The sequence below is a fragment of the Flavobacterium granuli genome (genome assembly GCF_031456055.1).
In the GTDB taxonomy this organism is placed as follows: domain Bacteria; phylum Bacteroidota; class Bacteroidia; order Flavobacteriales; family Flavobacteriaceae; genus Flavobacterium; species Flavobacterium granuli_A.
Genome location: NZ_JAVDTX010000001.1, coordinates 716,685 through 733,353 on the forward strand (window position 1 = coordinate 716,685; position 16,669 = coordinate 733,353).

The 16,669-nt window shown below is 35.6% G+C and carries 15 protein-coding genes; 12 read left to right on the forward strand and 3 right to left on the reverse strand.

Features of this window, described 5'->3' with window-relative positions; genetic code table 11:
* The first annotated feature begins 5 nt into the window (after positions 1 to 5).
* The gene (locus J2W95_RS03075; protein WP_310003836.1) at positions 6 to 656 is read left to right on the forward strand and encodes a hypothetical protein; all 651 of its coding nucleotides are present in this window, start codon (positions 6 to 8) and stop codon (positions 654 to 656) included.
* Positions 657 to 771: 115 nt separating this feature from the next.
* On the opposite strand, the gene alaS is transcribed toward J2W95_RS03075, so the two are convergent.
* A complete protein-coding gene (gene alaS / locus J2W95_RS03080; protein ID WP_310003838.1) occupies positions 772 to 3,402 on the reverse strand; it encodes an alanine--tRNA ligase in 2,631 nt (876 codons plus the stop codon).
* Positions 3,403 to 3,673: 271 nt separating this feature from the next.
* On the opposite strand from alaS, the gene J2W95_RS03085 reads away from it, so the two are divergent.
* The 10 genes from J2W95_RS03085 (at position 3,674) to J2W95_RS03130 (ending at position 13,274) form a co-directional block, all read left to right on the forward strand.
* Positions 3,674 to 4,651: a M23 family metallopeptidase gene (locus tag J2W95_RS03085; protein ID WP_310003840.1), complete on the forward strand. Its 978-nt coding sequence runs from the start codon at positions 3,674 to 3,676 to the stop codon at positions 4,649 to 4,651.
* Positions 4,652 to 4,770: 119 nt separating this feature from the next.
* Positions 4,771 to 5,106 (forward strand): MerR family transcriptional regulator, encoded by a 336-nt coding sequence (locus J2W95_RS03090; protein ID WP_310003842.1) that lies wholly within the window; start codon positions 4,771 to 4,773, stop codon positions 5,104 to 5,106.
* A gap of 38 nt (positions 5,107 to 5,144) precedes the next feature.
* Positions 5,145 to 5,738, forward strand: coding sequence for a LemA family protein (locus J2W95_RS03095; protein ID WP_310003845.1), 594 nt, complete (start codon positions 5,145 to 5,147; stop codon positions 5,736 to 5,738).
* Between the two features lie 43 nt (positions 5,739 to 5,781).
* Complete coding sequence (locus J2W95_RS03100) at positions 5,782 to 6,219, forward strand: TPM domain-containing protein (RefSeq protein ID WP_310003847.1); 438 nt, start codon at positions 5,782 to 5,784, stop codon at positions 6,217 to 6,219.
* Positions 6,220 to 6,222: 3 nt separating this feature from the next.
* Entirely contained in the window at positions 6,223 to 7,047 is an 825-nt protein-coding gene (locus J2W95_RS03105; RefSeq protein WP_310003849.1) for a TPM domain-containing protein, read from the forward strand.
* A 329-nt stretch (positions 7,048 to 7,376) separates the two neighbouring features.
* A complete protein-coding gene (locus J2W95_RS03110; protein WP_310003851.1) occupies positions 7,377 to 7,790 on the forward strand; it encodes an RrF2 family transcriptional regulator in 414 nt (137 codons plus the stop codon).
* A 254-nt stretch (positions 7,791 to 8,044) separates the two neighbouring features.
* On the forward strand, positions 8,045 to 10,654 hold the full coding sequence (locus tag J2W95_RS03115; RefSeq protein ID WP_310003853.1) for a TonB-dependent receptor: 2,610 nt from the start codon (positions 8,045 to 8,047) through the stop codon (positions 10,652 to 10,654).
* A gap of 223 nt (positions 10,655 to 10,877) precedes the next feature.
* The gene (locus J2W95_RS03120; protein ID WP_310003856.1) at positions 10,878 to 11,633 is read left to right on the forward strand and encodes a DUF2490 domain-containing protein; all 756 of its coding nucleotides are present in this window, start codon (positions 10,878 to 10,880) and stop codon (positions 11,631 to 11,633) included.
* A 118-nt stretch (positions 11,634 to 11,751) separates the two neighbouring features.
* Entirely contained in the window at positions 11,752 to 12,921 is a 1,170-nt protein-coding gene (locus J2W95_RS03125) for a chromate transporter (protein ID WP_310003858.1), read from the forward strand.
* 122 nt (positions 12,922 to 13,043) lie between these two features.
* The gene (locus J2W95_RS03130) at positions 13,044 to 13,274 is read left to right on the forward strand and encodes a hypothetical protein (RefSeq protein ID WP_310003860.1); all 231 of its coding nucleotides are present in this window, start codon (positions 13,044 to 13,046) and stop codon (positions 13,272 to 13,274) included.
* A 66-nt stretch (positions 13,275 to 13,340) separates the two neighbouring features.
* Here the strand turns inward: J2W95_RS03130 and J2W95_RS03135 are convergent, their stop codons facing one another.
* Together J2W95_RS03135 and der are read right to left on the reverse strand one after the other, a co-directional pair.
* A complete protein-coding gene (locus J2W95_RS03135) occupies positions 13,341 to 14,279 on the reverse strand; it encodes a hypothetical protein (protein WP_310003862.1) in 939 nt (312 codons plus the stop codon).
* Positions 14,280 to 14,582: 303 nt separating this feature from the next.
* Positions 14,583 to 15,893, reverse strand: coding sequence for a ribosome biogenesis GTPase Der (gene der / locus J2W95_RS03140; RefSeq protein ID WP_077370732.1), 1,311 nt, complete (start codon positions 15,891 to 15,893; stop codon positions 14,583 to 14,585).
* A gap of 139 nt (positions 15,894 to 16,032) precedes the next feature.
* Here der and J2W95_RS03145 point away from each other — a divergent pair, with 139 nt between their 5' ends.
* On the forward strand, positions 16,033 to 16,533 hold the full coding sequence (locus J2W95_RS03145; RefSeq protein ID WP_310003865.1) for a hypothetical protein: 501 nt from the start codon (positions 16,033 to 16,035) through the stop codon (positions 16,531 to 16,533).
* Positions 16,534 to 16,669: the final 136 nt, after the last annotated feature.

The window sequence follows — 16,669 nt, forward strand, 5'->3', positions numbered from 1 at the left end:
AAATTATGACTAAGCAAATCTTAACTCTAGTACTTCTTTTGTCACTTACTTTTATTTCTTGCAAAAAAGAAACAACCGAAAGCCAAAACAAAACTAACACAACAACTGTAACCAAAGACACGCTTTCAGCTAAACTTAAAGACAGTATTGTAGATCCTGACCCTACAGACACAATTCCCGCTGGGAAATATGGCATCAATTCTTCAAATTTAGAAACTGCCAATATCGTTCGATTGACCTTGCAAAATATATACAAAGACGATCTTTCCAAAAACGTCATCGATGATTATAGCAAAAGGTTCATTTTCTTTGAATATGATTTGAATGATGATGGCAAAAAAGAAATTTTAGTAGGTTTGACAGGTCCTTATTTTTGTGGTTCTGGAGGCTGCACCCAATATATTTTGGACAATCAAGGTGCAATCATCACCAAATTTACTGTTGCCAATTATCCTGTTGTGATTGATACCGATAAATCTTCCGGTTGGAAAAACTTATTCATTCAAAGTGGCCACAAAAACAGAATTGTAAAATTTGATGGTAAAAAATATCCTTCCAACCCTTCGCTTCAACCTGAATTAAAAGTCACACCAGGAGATGATTTACCAAGAGCATTGAATTTTACCAATGAACCTTATGCTTGGTTTAAGTTTTAGAAACAAAAACTAGATTATAAATTAAAAAGCCTTAAACAATCCGCTAGAAACGGATTATTTAAGGCTTATATTTTTCAAACACCTTTATAAAAGGCAATGAATTAACTCCTGAAAACTACTTCACAAACTCAACTGCTTTCGTCAAAGCCTCAGCAATTCCATCTGTATTTTTTCCTCCTGCGGTAGCGAAGAAAGGCTGTCCTCCTCCTCCACCTTGGATATATTTTCCTAATTCGCGAACCACCTGGCCTGCGTTTAGTTTTTTGTCAGCAACCAATTCTTTTGAGATATAACAAGATAATGTTGGTTTTCCTGCGTCGGCTGTAGCCAAAACCAAGAATATATTTGTTCCCAATGTTCCCAATTCATAAGCCAAGTCTTTTGCTCCTTCAGGGCTCAAATCAACTTGCTTCGCAAGGAATTTAATTCCATTAATATCTTGTAATTCCTTAGCCAATTCACCTTTCATATTTTTGGCCTTATCTTTCAATAAAACTTCCAATTGCTTTTTAAGAGAAGCGTTTTCATCCTGAATGGACTGAATCGCTTTTACAGGATCTACAGCATTTTTCAACACTTCTTTGATTTCAGCAAAAGTAATCAACTGCGATTCAAAAAAATCTTTAGCAGCTTCACTGGTAATTGCCTCAATACGTCTGATTCCAGCCGCAACAGCACCTTCAGAAGTAATTTTGAAATGCCATATATCACTAGTATTCGGAACGTGTGTTCCTCCACATAATTCCACTGAGTCACCAAATTTGATCATTCGAACCAAATCCCCATATTTCTCCCCAAACAATGCCATTGCACCTTCCTGCAACGCTTGGTCTTTCGGAATCGCTCTTTTTTCTATCAAGGGCAAACTCTCACGAATTCTAGCATTAACGAAATCCTCAACTTCCTTAAGTTCATCATCTGTTACTTTAGAGAAATGAGAAAAGTCAAAACGCAAAGAAGCAGAACGCACCATCGAACCTTTTTGCTCGATATGAGTACCCAATATTTTTCGCAATCCTTGGTGCAACAAGTGGGTTGCCGTATGGTTCGAAGATGTTTTTGCTCTCTGATTTTCATCCACCACAGCCGTAAAACTATCCGTTAAATTATCAGGCAATGATTTAGTTAGATGTACAGTTTGGTTGTTTTCTTTTTTGGTGTCAATAATATAAATAATGTCACCGTTTTGAGCTTCCAGATATCCTTTATCTCCCGTTTGTCCTCCACTTTCACCATAAAAAGGTGTAGAATTAAAAACCAACTGGTAAATCTCCCCATCTTTTACACTATCCACTCTACGGTATTTAGTGATTTTAACGTTGTGTTTCAATCGGTCGTAACCCACAAATTCCTGAACATCATCTTCAACCAAAACATTCCAATCTCCTGCAGTCACTTTAGAAGCTGCACGGGAACGTTCCTTTTGCAATTGCAATTGTTCCTGAAATCCTTTCTCATCCAATTCTAATCCTTTCTCAGACAAGATCAAAGCCGTTAAATCGATTGGAAAACCATAAGTATCATACAATTCGAATGCTTTTTTACCATCAATTACAGTACCGGAATTGGTATTGATAACAGCATCCAATAAAACCAATCCTTGATCCAAAGTTCTCAAGAAAGAGCTTTCTTCCTCACGAATCACATTTGAACATAACGCTTTTTGTGAACGAATCTCTGGAAAAGAACCACTCATTTGTGTACTCAAAGTGTCTACTAATCTATATATAAAAGGTTCTTTCGTATCTAGGAAAGTAAAACCGTAACGAATCGCACGACGCAAAATTCTACGAATTACATATCCTGCCCCCGTGTTCGATGGCAACTGACCATCGGCAATAGCAAAAGCTACCGCACGAACGTGATCCGCAATTACACGAATCGCAATATTTACTTTTTCCTCTTCTTCGTCTTTTGCCTTAATGGTATATTTTGTACCAGTAATCGTTTCGATTTCTCTGATTAGCGGAGTAAAAACATCGGTATCATAATTTGACTGAACTCCTTGCAAAACCATGCAAAGACGCTCAAATCCCATTCCTGTATCCACGTGTTGAGCAGGCAATTTCTCTAAAGAACCATCGGCTTTACGGTTGAATTCCATAAATACGTTGTTCCAAATCTCCACTACGTGCGGGTGATCATTATTCACTAAAGATTTACCAGAAACCAAAGCTTTTTCTTCAGCAGAACGAATATCAACGTGAATTTCAGAACAAGGTCCGCAAGGTCCTTGATCGCCCATTTCCCAGAAATTATCTTTTTTGTTTCCAAGAATAATTCGGTCTTCGTCAATTAATGTTTTCCAAATATCCCAAGCCTCTTGGTCAAAAGGAACATTCTCATCAGGATTTCCTTCAAAAACCGAAACATAAAGAATGTCTTTTGGAATTTTATACACCTCGGTCAATAATTCCCAAGCCCAATGAATCGCCTCTTTTTTGAAATAATCTCCAAAAGACCAATTCCCCAACATCTCAAACATTGTGTGGTGATACGTATCAATCCCTACTTCCTCCAAGTCGTTGTGCTTTCCGGAAACACGAAGACATTTTTGCGTATCGGCAATTCTGTTGCTTTTTGGAGTTCCCAGGCCTAGAAAATACTCTTTAAACTGAGCCATTCCCGAGTTATTAAACATCAAAGTCGGATCATCCTTAAGAACAATCGGAGCAGATGGAACAATTAAATGCCCTTTACTTTCAAAAAAATCTAAAAATTGTTTACGTACGTCTTGTGATTTCATTTTTGCTGTATATATTCAGTAATTTGTTTATTTTTTTGTTACTAAGCCTTAAAAAAATTAGAAACTTAGAGTCTTTTATTGGAAAAACCAGCTATTCAAGAACTTTATTCTAAGCTAAAAAACTCAGTCTCTTAGTATCTTGGAATCTTAGCGTCTCTATAAAGACAGGTGTCATTTATTTATTATTAAAAAAAGAGTCGAACAACTGAAACATTTATTAAATTTGTTCGACTTATCCTTTACAATTTGCAAAAATAGGGTATTTTAAAATATGGCGAAAGTAAAATATTATTACGATTCCGTAAATCTAGCATATCGCAAAATAAAAATCAGAAAGAGGAGAAAAGTTGGCTTTGCCGTTCTGTTTTTATTAGCCTCGGCATTGTTTGGTTTTTTGACTTTCATAATACTATTGAACACTCCATATTTTGACACACCAAAAGATCGTTTGCAAGCACGAGAAATTGAAAATCTAAAATTGAATTATGCCATTTTAAACAAAAAAATGGACGAAGTAGATGATGTAATTGAAGATATTGAGGATCGTGACAACAATTTATACAGAGTTTATTTCAATACAGCCGCCATTCCGGAAGAAGAACGAAAAGCAGGCTATTATAAAGTAAACCGTTATGTCGCCCTGCAAGGTTATGACAATTCAAAATTGGTAACCAGCACTACCGAAAGAATAGATGCCTTGAGTAAAGAACTCGCAATCCAATCCAAATCATTGGACGAAATTATAAAATTGGCCAAAGCGAAGGACAAACTGCTTTCGGCAATTCCGGCAATACAGCCTGTAAAAAATGAAAATCTAAAACGAATGGCTTCTGGTTTCGGGTACCGAACGGACCCATTTACCAAAGCCAGAAAAATGCACGAAGGAATGGATTTTACGGCCAAATCAGGAACACCAATCTACGCCACTGGAGATGGAGTTGTCGCCAAAGCAGACAATACTGCTTCTGGATACGGAAACCATATTGTAATCAGGCACGGTTATGGGTACGAGACCCTTTATGCGCACCTGAGTAAATACAACTGCAGACCTGGAAAATCAGTAAAACGAGGAGACATTATAGGATATATAGGTAGCACAGGACGTTCCGAAGCGCCACATTTACATTATGAAGTTCACAAAAACGGAAAAGTGGTGAACCCATTAAATTTTTATTACGGCAATATTTCGGCAGTCGAATACGTTGCTATTTCTAAAATAGCGAATCAGGAAAATCAATCCTTGGATTAGTTTTTCAGTTGGCAGATTTCAGACCTGAACGACAACGAATTTGCGAAGCATTTCAGTCGCCATCTGAACGAACTTGTAGGATAGAAAGAAAATTAAAAAAAATTATTCAAAATAAAAATATGCATATTGAACTTCCAAAAGACAAAAGATACTATAGTATAGGCGAAGTTGCCAAGGCTTTTGATGTAAACGCTTCACTGATTCGTTTTTGGGATGGTGAATTTGACATACTCAAACCAAAGAAAAATGCCAAAGGAAACCGAATGTTCACACCCGAAGATATCAAGAACCTTCAACTTATTTATCATTTAGTCAAAGAAAGAGGATTCACTTTAGAAGGTGCTAAAATCCATCTGAAGGAAGGCCAAAAGAAAACAATGGATAAATTTGAAATTATCAGTAAATTAGAAACTATAAAAATGCAGCTAATTAACATTAAAAACGAATTGCAATAACAATAAATAAAAACAAACAAACCTTAAATTAAACAATTATGAATTTTAAAAGATTTTTACCTTGGATTATAGTAGCAGTAGTAATCATTGGACTTTACAGCTGGGCTTCTGGAATTTATAATAATGCAGTGACACTTGAACAAGACGTGAAAGAAAGTTGGGGAAATGTTAACACTTCTTATCAAAGGAGAAATGATCTTATTCCAAATTTAGTAAACACCGTAAAAGGATATGCTGAACATGAAAAAAGCACTTTAACAGCTGTTATCGAAGCTCGTGCTAAAGCTACTTCAATTACAATTGACCCAAAAAACGTTACCCCAGAACAACTAGCTGCATTCAATTCGGCACAATCAGGAGTTTCTTCTTCTTTATCAAAATTATTGGTTAGTGTTGAGCAATATCCAAACCTGAAAGCTGATGCAAGCTTTATGAAATTACAGGATGAACTAGCTAGTACAGAAAATCAAATCTTAACAGCTAGAACCCGTTTTAATGAAGCCGTTAAGCCTTACAACAACAACATTAATACTTTCCCAAGAAATATCTTGGCAGGAATGTATGGCCTTAAAGAAAAACCATATTTCGAAGCAGTAGCTGGTGCAGACAAACCTGCTGAAGTAAAATTCTAAAAAAATCAAACCCCGCCATGGCGGGGTTTTTAAAAATTATACGATGTCAAAAGTAGAAGATTTTTTAAGCAAAGAAGATGAACAAGAAATTGTTGAAGCTATTCGGATAGCCGAAAAAAACACTTCAGGTGAGATTCGGGTTCATATAGAAAAAACAACTTCCTTGGATGCGTATGATCGTGCCAAGGAAGTTTTTCATGAATTAAGAATGGATGAGACCGACCTTAAAAATGGAGTTCTAATTTACCTCGCTGTTGAAGACCATCATTTTATTATTTGTGGTGACAAAGGTATTAACGATTTAGTCGAACCTGATTTTTGGGATTGCACCCGTGATGTGATGGCTTCTCAATTCAAAAAAGGAGACTTTAAGCAAGGTCTTGTTGATGGTATACTAAGGGCAGGAGAAAGATTGCAAAAATATTTCCCTTGGCAAGAAGGCGACACCAACGAATTGTCAAACGAAATATCAAAAGGATAACCAATGAAAAATCCAACAATGAAAAACTCAAATTCCAAAGGAATTTTACAATCCATCTTCTTTCTTCTTGTGTTTTTTTCAAGCAATTGCATCTTCTCACAATTTACAATTCCAGAAAAACCCAGTTTCCAAACTTCAGTTTATGATTATGCCAATATTCTAAGTCCTGAGGAAAAATCGCAACTAGAAGAAAAACTCATCAAATATTCGGATTCAACGACAACTCAAATTGTTGTGATCACTATAGAAAGTCTAAAAAACGAAGACATTGGTATTCTTACTCCCAAATGGGCACACCAATGGGGAATTGGTGGAACCAAAAAAGATGATAACGGTGTCCTTATTTTATTGGCGAAAGCCGAAAGAAAAATATGGATCTCCCCAGGTTATGGATTGGAAGACAGACTGACAGCTGGAATTGGCGGAGAAATCACCAGAAATATTATCATTCCAGAATTTAAAGCAGGTAGTTATTACCGAGGTTTAGACAAAGGAACTGATGCCATTATTGATGTTTTCAAAGGCAAATACAAAGGCGAACGCAAACAAACCAAAGGAAAAGATTTCCCAATTTTACCATTCATTGTGATTGTAGCCATTGTTTTGATATTACTATCCAAAAACAAAGGTGGCGGAAGCGGTAATTCAGGAAACCGTGGCGGCGGTGTTGGCCCAAGCCTAATGGATGTTATCCTTCTAAGCAGCCTTGGAAGAGGCGGCGGCGGTGGTTTTGGTGGATCATCAGGCGGTGGTTTCGGTGGCGGTGGCTTCGGCGGTGGTTTTGGCGGAGGTGGATTCTCTGGTGGAGGTTCCGGCGGAAGCTGGTAAAAAAATAACAAAACACAAAAGAGATTTCATAAAGAATTCTCTTTTGTGTTTTTAAATAACAACGTTTATTATGAAAACGAATCCCCTAGCCCAGATGGAAACGGCATCCTATTGACCCGGGGTTCGGGACAATAGATATAGTGTATAGCTGGATAAAGCTCCTCAAACATAAATAACATTGAAATTCCAAACGGAGATACAACAAGGATTCGTTTGTTTTCAAAAATTAAATTAAAAAATTAAAAAAAAGTCTATATTTGAATCCTAAATGCATTCTCAAAAAGAATTCATCCAAGTTTTATACATTATAAAAAAAATAATTATTCCGAATGCTTTCACATAAAACCAAATATGCCCTTAAAGCGCTTCTATATTTAGCGCAACAAGATGAAAACCATATTTCAAGAACCATTGAAATTGCGGAAGGGGCTTCTATCCCAAAAAAGTTTTTGGAACAGATATTATTGGATTTAAAAAGAGGCCATTTTGTAGGCAGTAAACAAGGGAAATATGGTGGTTATTATCTTTTAAAAGACAAAGAAAACATCACTTTGGCCGATATTCATCGATTATTTGATGGTGCAATCGCATTACTTCCATGTGCTTCATTAAATTTTTACGAACGCTGTTCTGATTGCGTAAGTGAGTCTGAATGCGCATTACGACACGGATTAATAACTATTCGCGAGGAAACTTTGAAGGCAATGCAAGGTATTACTATTGCCTCGTTGGTAAAAAAATAAAAAAATATTTTTCAAACTATACTAAATTTATAGAATTTATATATCTTTGCAAAGAATTAACTTATCATTAACAACAAATTTATCCTTATGCAAACAATTACAAACAAAAAAATTGAAGTCAGGAAAACAAAAAAGATAACTAATCTATCAAGTGTTGAAAAAAATATCACTCAAGTGATGTGTTGTATGTGTATGTGCTAGACAATAAAAAAACATTTTTAAATTCTACTAATTACATATAATATATAAAAATAATGAAAACTATATCTATAAAAACAATTTCAAGCTTATTACTTCTATTAATTTTTTCTACTTCATGGTCCCAAAGTAAAGTAACAGGAACTGTTACTGACAATCAAAATAATTTCTTGCCAGGTGCAAACATTATTATAAAAGGGACAAAATACAATACAACTTCTGATGCCAATGGTAAATTCAGCATTGATACTCACGAAAAACTTCCTTTTGCTCTTTTAATACAATATGTTGGTTATACTACCAAAGAAATAAAAATCAGCCAACCAACGGAAACTCCATTAGAAATCAGCTTAACACCAGAAAATGAAAATGTTTTGGTCGAAGTGGTTGTTTCTTCAAGACGCCGAATAGAAAAAGTTCAAGATGTTCCAATTGCAATATCTGTTGTAACTGGTAAACAGGCTGAACAAACTGGAGCATTCAACGTGAACCGTATTAAAGAATTGGTTCCTTCTGTACAACTTTATTCTTCAAACCCAAGAAATACAGGAATCAACATCCGTGGACTAGGTTCTCCATTCGGGCTTACCAATGATGGTATCGATCCAGGTGTAGGTTTCTATGTAGATGGTGTTTATTATGCACGTCCAGCGGCAACAACTCTTGATTTTATCGATGTAGAGCAAATTGAGGTGTTACGTGGGCCACAAGGAACTTTGTTTGGTAAGAACACAACTTCTGGTGCTTTCAACATTACTTCTCGAAAACCAAGCTTCACCTCTGGTGCTGACTTCGAAGTAAGCTACGGAAATTACGCCTATCTTCAAGCCAAGGCTTCGGTTACTGGAGCTTTGGGCAAAAAAGTAGCTGGTAGATTGTCATTTTCTGGTACACAACGTGATGGTATAATTGAAAATATCGTATCTGGGAAACCAACAAACACATTAAACAATCAAGGTATTAGAGGCCAATTGCTTTATAAACCAACTGAAAACACAAATATTATATTGGCTGGAGATATTACTACTCAACATAATGACGGATATGCTCAAGTTGTTGCTGGCGTTGCACCTACACAAAGAAAACCTTACCGCCAATTTAATGCAATTATTGCTGATTTGAATTATCAATTGCCAAGTTTGAATGCCTTTGACCGAAAGATTGACCACGATACCCCTTGGCGTTCAGGACAAGATTTAGGTGGAGCATCCCTTAATATTGACACTAAAATTGGCGGAGGAACACTTACCTCAACCACAGCTTGGCGTTTTTGGACTTGGGATCCGTCCAATGATAGGGATTTCACAGGTTTGCAGGTACTTGCCAAATCGCAAAACCCTTCAAGACAAACACAAATAACTCAAGAGGTTCGTTATGCAGGTAAGATTACGTCAAGAATAACTGGTGTTGCTGGTTTCTTTTTCATTGATCAAACATCAAAAACAAAAGGTACTGAAGAATCAGGTAATGCTCAATGGAGATTTTCTCAACAAAGCGTTAATTATAATAACAATGGCGTGAGCACACCCGTACCATTAGCATTATGGGAAACACCTAATCTTCTTGAAGGATACGGTATAAAAACCAATGCTGAAATACATTCTGCAAGTACTGCCGTTTTCGGTCAGTTGGATTGGGCCGTAACGGACAAATTACATATTCTACCAGGTTTACGATATAATTTTGATAAAAAAATTGCAGATTATGACCGTAAAACATACGGAGGTCTTCAAACGAACGATCCACAACTATTAGCTATTAAAAAAGCGGTTTATAGCAATCAAAATTTTTCAACAGATATTGATGATACAGACTTTTCAGGAAACATTACAGTTTCTTATAAAGCAACTGAAAAAATCAATGTTTATGGTACTTATGCAAAAAGTTACAAACCAGTTGGTGTGAACGTAGCTGGACTTCCTACTCCTCCTGCAGGTCAAACTCTAGGTGATCTTGCAGTAGTTAAACCAGAAGATGTAAATCATTATGAATTTGGAGTAAAAACTTCTCCTTTCAAAAATTCAATATTGAACTTGACTTACTTCGATACAAATATCAAAGATTTTCAAACGAATGTACAAGCTGCAGAGTTGGGAGTGAATCGTGGATATCTTGCCAATGCAGACGAAGTACGTGTAAGAGGTGCAGAACTAGATGCTAGTTTTACTATTAGTAAACATTTTACCCTTTACGGAGCTGCAACTTATACCGACGGTAAGTATGTTAAATTCACCAATGCACCTCTTCCATTAGAAGAAACCGGAACCGTTGTCGATGGAGTTGCTGTAAACTATAAGGATGTTTCTGGAACTGATTTACCAGGTGTATCAGAATGGGCTGGAAGTTTAAGTGGTGAATACACTAAAGATGCCAAATTCTTTTCAAATGCTGGAAAATTCTTTGTAGCTCTTGATGGCTATGCTCGTTCAGAATTCTCATCAAGCCCTTCAGCATCAACTTATTTAGTTGTTCCTGGTTATGCTATCTTCAATGGCCGTCTAGGTTTCCGTGCTGCGGAAGGTTTATCGATCCACGTTTGGGGTCGCAACCTTTTAAACAAAAATTATTATGAACAATTGTTGCCTGCAGGAGGAAATACTGGACAATATGCAGCAGTGTTGGGAGATCAAATTACTTATGGGATTACTTTGAAATATACCTTATAGTAATTTTAATAACTTCTTAAAACCAAAAGTTAACTTGACGTAAAAGCCAAGTTAACTTTTGGTTTTAAGAAACTATTGAGTTTTGGTCTTACGGAAGAGTTCTTTTGAATCCAAAAGAAAAAATGACTGAGGATTATGTGAAAGGCTTTTTGGTTTAGTGGCAAAATAAATTCTATGCGAACTGTAGAGTTTATGTAAATTTGTGGCAAATTGAAAAATATTCATGAAAACCATCAGAATCTTTTGCCTTTTGTTACTAAGTCTTGTTTGCAAAGCACAAACCGAAAAAAATGTAGATCATCAAAGTTTGCTTTGGACACGTTATAGCAACCAATTGACATTAAACAACAAATGGTCGATTCATTCTGAATTTGACAATCGAGTTTTTATAAGTCCTTTCGAGGAGAATTTATATTTAGTTCGAATCGTCGGACGATATAAAATCAATAAAGACATAGATTTGGGTGTTGGAGTATCCTATTTCTCTGTTGCTACTCAAGTTCCTGAAGTCACTAATGATTTTAGGACCCCAGAATACAGAGGACAACAGGACATTATTTGGAAACACGATTATGGCAACATAACATTGGGCCAACGGTTTCAAGTGGAAGAACGGTTTTTTCACAATGCCAATAAAGATGGCTTGCAACCGGGAACTACTTTCAATTGGAGATTTAGATACCGTCTTCAAGGTGAATATTCTTGTTGGAAAAAAGAAAGTCAGTACTTGAAAGCCATTGTTTATGATGAAATAATGATTAATGCTGGAGAAAATATTGATAAAAACACTTTTGATCAAAACAGAATTTATGCTGCTTTACAATATGGTATCAACAAAAATATTGCATTAGAATTGGGTTATTTAAACAGTTTTCAACAACGCCCAAGTGGTGTTGATTATTTTAATCGAGACATTATAAGGTTTACTTTTTTTCATAAAATAAAACTGAAAGAGAAGCATAAAACTGAGACCAATTAAGCTTAAAGAAGTCCAACTTCAGAGTAAAGTTGATCAGCTCATTTTTCTTTTGTTCGTTTTTTATGAAAACACAATGTCTTTTCTTTTGAACCAAACCATTCAAAAAAACAAAACGAACATGAGTACCGAAAAACTTAATTATACCTTATTTGATCTAATAAAATACTTTCTCAAACTGGGCACAACAGGTTTTGGTGGTCCCGTTGCTTTAGTTGGTTACATGCATCGCGACTTGGTCGAGGATAAAAAATGGATTAACGATACCGACTTTAAAGAAGGACTAGCTTTATCACAATTAGCACCAGGTCCTTTGGCTGCCCAATTAGGAATTTACATTGGGTTCGTTCACTTTGGTGTTTTAGGAGCTACACTTTCTGGATTGGCATTTGTCATCCCTTCTTTCATAATGGTTGTTTTATTAGGTATTGCCTACCAAGCGTATGGCGGTTTACCTTGGATGCAAGCTATTTTTTACGGTATAAGTGCAGCAGTAATTGGCATAATTATTTTGAGTTCCTACAAGCTTACTATTAAATCCATCAGCAAATTTGAAATTTCAGGTATTAAAAACAATTGGTTACTTTGGTTGTTTTATATAATTTCTACAATTCTTACAGTAGTTACACAAAAAGAAGAAGTACTGCTATTTGTCCTTTTAGGCTTTGTATACATGGCAGTAAAAGCTCCACCAGAATGGATTAAAAGACCTAAAATAGCCTCCTTGTTTTTCATGACAACGGCAGGATTCTCGACAATTGAACTTGGAAAACTAGGGGAAATAGCTTGGTTTTTCACTAAAGCTGGAGCATTTGTTTTTGGAAGCGGATTGGCTATTGTTCCCTTTTTACATGCAGGAGTAGTTAATGAGTATGGATGGTTAACAGAAAATCAATTTGTCGATGCAGTTGCTGTAGCCATGATAACTCCCGGTCCCGTTGTTATTACTGTGGGCTTCATAGGATATTTAGTCGCTGGATTTGCGGGAGCAACTGTTGCTGCTTTGGGTGTCTTTTTGCCTTGTTATTTATTTACCGTTATTCCTGCTCCTTATTTTAAAAAGATTTCACAAAATAAGAGCATCAAAGCTTTTGTCGATGGAATAACTGCCGGAGTAATTGGTGCTTTGGTAGGTGCGGTAATTGTTATTACCACCCGAACCATTGTTGACATACCCACAGCATTGATAGCCACAGGAACCGTTCTAATTCTGATTTATATAAAAAAAATACAAGAACCTCATATTATCTGCATCGCTGCTATTTTGGGAGTTTTACTCAAACTGATATAATTTTATAAAAAAAGTAGTCCAAAATTTTATAGCATTATCTATTCAATTTTAAGAATAGATTATTCATCAATTAACTAAATTTTGTAAAAACAGACCGTAACTTTATTAGAAAAGTTAAGGTCATGAAAAATTTTGCAATTAAACTGATGTGGTTAACCACAATTTATCTTGTAGTTTTTGCAGCACTTTGTCAAACAAAACTATTTTTTCCAGTTTTAATGGGTCTGTACTTCATTGGCGTGAGCTTACTACTGCTTTTGATCTTTATCGTTTTGCATGATGAGGAATACAAAACAAATAAAAAATTTAAAGATTGGTACCAAGATAATTCTAAGAAAAACTTAGTACACTAAGAAATCACACTTTCAAAGCAGGCAAAAAAAAAGTCCCGATAAATTCGGGACTTTCATTTAAACTAATTAAATACTTTTTTCACTTGCTGGTGGTGATTTGAAATCAGGAACCAATATTGTTGTTTGCAATTTATTGCTTTCTGGAATTTGATCAGAAAGTATCGTGTATATCGTATTAGTGCTTTCTCCATTTGTTACGTCAATAGCAACAGGGTATTCAGCAACTTTTTCACCCTTATCATCAAAAATAGTAATGGTATGAGTTCGTGATGAATTATCTTCATTAACGAACAAACCATCAAGATAAGTTACACCGTTATGAGTTTTATCAACATCTATAAGACCTGAATTTAATAATCCACTATCATTTAATGTTTGAACCTTTGCACTATAATTCCAATCTTTTAATTCATCCGATAATTGAAATACGGCTATCACACGGCCATTTATTGGCAGTAACGTAAAAAAAACAGGCGTATTTATTCCCGCTTTTACATCTATTGTTTGTACATCTGATGTATAATTAATAGCAACAGGCTTCGCTTCCCATTTTATGAATAAATCATTCACGGATAATATGCTAGATTCACCCACACAAGAACCATAAGCTTTGACGTTTGGAATATTTATGTTGTCAGAATGTGCAGTAACAGTAAATTGTGAAATTCCTGTACTAAAATTTCTTATTTCAAACCCATCAGAAGCACCATCACTATCATTTGAAACAATATTAAAAACAAATGTGTTTGCAAGCCTAGTTACGTCAATTTCACCGTCCCCGTGAATTCCGTTCTGACTCCAAGGTTGTACACTAATATATACCAAATTTACTGTAACAGGAAGTATTCCTCGTTTTACGTCTTTTCCTGTGATATTAGATTTTTGTGCACTAAGATGAATATTCATAGAAGTTTCTTGATTAGCAACCTCATCTTGTTTGGCACTATCTTCCGAACACCCCATTACACTAAATAACAGTATAGCTCCTAATATAATCTTTCTCATAATTCTTATTATTTAATTTAAGACAAATTTATCATAAAACAACGTTAAAAAACACATTATACTGTTAAAATACGTAATATTATTATTTTAGCAGTCTTAATACTACTTAAAATAAAACTTATTTTCGATTTAATTCTATTATAGTTATCAAAAACTTTAAATTATCTATTCTAAAATTGCTAATTATTGAAAACAAAAAAACCGCTCAGATATGAACGGTTTAATTTTATCAATTCAAAAAGATTATGTTCTCAATATGACTTTATACTTCATAAGCCAAAACAAATCCTTTTACTTTTATTTTTACTTCTCTCTAATATAAATATCGATTGGCACTCCTGAAAAGTCCCATTTTTCTCTAATTTTATTTTCAAGGTAACGTTTGTAAGGTTCTTTAACATATTGTGGCATATTGGCAAAAAACACAAACTGAGGTGTTGGTGTTGGCAACTGCATACAATATTTAATTTTCACATACTTTCCTTTGGTTGCAGGTGGCGGATATGCTTCAATTACTTTCAACATAAATTCATTGAATTTAGATGTTGCAATATGCTGCTTTCTGTTTTCAAAAACCTGAACAGTCGCTTCCAATGCTTTCAACAAACGTTGCTTTGTCAAAGCCGAAACAAAAAGAATAGGCACATCCGTAAATGGCATTAATTCTTTTTTAATTTTCTCTTCGTAATCACGAGTTGACATAGTATCTTTTTCAACCAAATCCCACTTATTCACAAGGATTACAACACCTTTACGGTTCTTTTCGGCTAACCAAAAAATACTTTGATCCTGTCCTTCAAATCCACGAGTGGCATCAATAACCAAAATACAAATATCGGCATGTTCAATTGCACGCACTGAACGCATTACAGAGTAAAACTCCAAATCTTCCTTCACTTTCGCTTTACGACGAATTCCCGCAGTATCCACCAAGTTGAATTCAAAACCAAAACGGTCAAATTTTGTATCGATAGCATCACGAGTAGTACCCGCAATGTCAGTTACCATAAAACGTTCTTTACCAATTAATGCATTGATAAAACTAGATTTTCCAGCATTAGGACGACCTACTACAGCAAAACGAGGTAAAACCACCTCTTCTTGAACCGGTTCTGGTTTCACTGGAAAAGCTTCAATTAAAGCATCCAATAAATCTCCCGTTCCACTTCCTGAAATACTGGCAAATGTAAAATATTCACCTAAACCAAGGTTATAAAACTCAAGAGCGTCTTTCTCACGCATGGCATTATCCACCTTGTTTACAGCCAATAAAACGGGCTTAGTCACTTTACGTAACAAACGGGCAACAACATCATCCATCGGAGTAATCCCCTCTTCAACATCCACCACAAATATAATAACATCGGCTTCGTCGATAGCCAACTCTACTTGTTTACGTATCTCACCTTCAAAAACATCATCCGATCCTCGAACGTATCCTCCCGTATCAATCACAGAAAACTCTTTTCCGTTCCACTCGCTTTTACCATAGTTTCTATCACGGGTAACCCCAGATACTGAATCTACAATAGCTTCTCTTCTTTGTATCAGCCTATTAAAAAGGGTTGATTTCCCTACATTAGGTCTTCCTACTATCGCAACAATATTATTCATAATATAAATTCAAATATTTATTTGTCCGAACACTGCTTCCCAGTTTCGGCCTGCAAAGGTAGTGTATAAAAGCATGAATATCAATTTTTTTGGTATATTCGCCACACCTTAATCACTTAACCAATTCATTTCTAAAATTATGGATGCCAATAATGAGATTCGTTTGCGCTTGAGATTCTACAAAGAAGTCAATCAGGACATCGATTCACTACGACAAAAATTCATTCATTTCACCACCACAAAATCACCAGACTACATTTTAAAAATAAAAGAATACCACATTTGGATTAATATCAAAGGACAGAAAAAAGCATATTGGTCACCACATTTGCACTTAGAAATGGAATCCAAAGGTGAAAATCAAACCCATATCCGAGGCCTGTTTGGTCCCGACCCCAATTTATGGACATTTTTCATGTTCCTCCATTTTATGGTAGCAGGAACATTCATCATCTTTTGTGGAATCGCCTACTCTGACTATATTCTGAAAAAATCCACAACAGGTGATTTTGTCGTGATGTCCCTCATGATTTTCTCGTGGTTTCTGCTTTATGTAGTTGCCAAACAAATCCGAAGCAACGGCGAAAAACAAATGAACGATATCGAAAAAGTATTTCTAGAAATCCTAGAATCTGAATAATTAGTAGCCAATCCAGCTCTCCATTGCAACTCCTCGTTCAAAAAAGGAGTTGTTCCAATGCGCTTGCTCGAGCTTCTTCCAGTCGCTCAGCAACCACAGGAACAACAACCTTTTTTCACTGCGGGGTTTCCATTTA

What these genes read in the sequence shown, in the direction of transcription:
- J2W95_RS03145 (WP_310003865.1), top strand. Translation starts at nt 16,033, where the DNA reads ATGGATGCCAATAATGAGATTCGTTTGCGCTTGAGATTCTACAAAGAA.
- J2W95_RS03100 (WP_310003847.1), top strand. Translation starts at nt 5,782, where the DNA reads ATGTCAAAAGTAGAAGATTTTTTAAGCAAAGAAGATGAACAAGAAATT.
- J2W95_RS03130 (WP_310003860.1), top strand. Translation starts at nt 13,044, where the DNA reads ATGAAAAATTTTGCAATTAAACTGATGTGGTTAACCACAATTTATCTT.
- J2W95_RS03090 (WP_310003842.1), top strand. Translation starts at nt 4,771, where the DNA reads ATGCATATTGAACTTCCAAAAGACAAAAGATACTATAGTATAGGCGAA.
- J2W95_RS03075 (WP_310003836.1), top strand. Translation starts at nt 6, where the DNA reads ATGACTAAGCAAATCTTAACTCTAGTACTTCTTTTGTCACTTACTTTT.
- J2W95_RS03135 (WP_310003862.1), bottom strand. Translation starts at nt 14,279, where the DNA reads ATGAGAAAGATTATATTAGGAGCTATACTGTTATTTAGTGTAATGGGG.
- J2W95_RS03095 (WP_310003845.1), top strand. Translation starts at nt 5,145, where the DNA reads ATGAATTTTAAAAGATTTTTACCTTGGATTATAGTAGCAGTAGTAATC.
- J2W95_RS03125 (WP_310003858.1), top strand. Translation starts at nt 11,752, where the DNA reads ATGAGTACCGAAAAACTTAATTATACCTTATTTGATCTAATAAAATAC.
- J2W95_RS03085 (WP_310003840.1), top strand. Translation starts at nt 3,674, where the DNA reads ATGGCGAAAGTAAAATATTATTACGATTCCGTAAATCTAGCATATCGC.
- der (WP_077370732.1), bottom strand. Translation starts at nt 15,893, where the DNA reads ATGAATAATATTGTTGCGATAGTAGGAAGACCTAATGTAGGGAAATCA.
- J2W95_RS03120 (WP_310003856.1), top strand. Translation starts at nt 10,878, where the DNA reads ATGAAAACCATCAGAATCTTTTGCCTTTTGTTACTAAGTCTTGTTTGC.
- alaS (WP_310003838.1), bottom strand. Translation starts at nt 3,402, where the DNA reads ATGAAATCACAAGACGTACGTAAACAATTTTTAGATTTTTTTGAAAGT.
- J2W95_RS03110 (WP_310003851.1), top strand. Translation starts at nt 7,377, where the DNA reads ATGCTTTCACATAAAACCAAATATGCCCTTAAAGCGCTTCTATATTTA.
- J2W95_RS03115 (WP_310003853.1), top strand. Translation starts at nt 8,045, where the DNA reads ATGAAAACTATATCTATAAAAACAATTTCAAGCTTATTACTTCTATTA.
- J2W95_RS03105 (WP_310003849.1), top strand. Translation starts at nt 6,223, where the DNA reads ATGAAAAATCCAACAATGAAAAACTCAAATTCCAAAGGAATTTTACAA.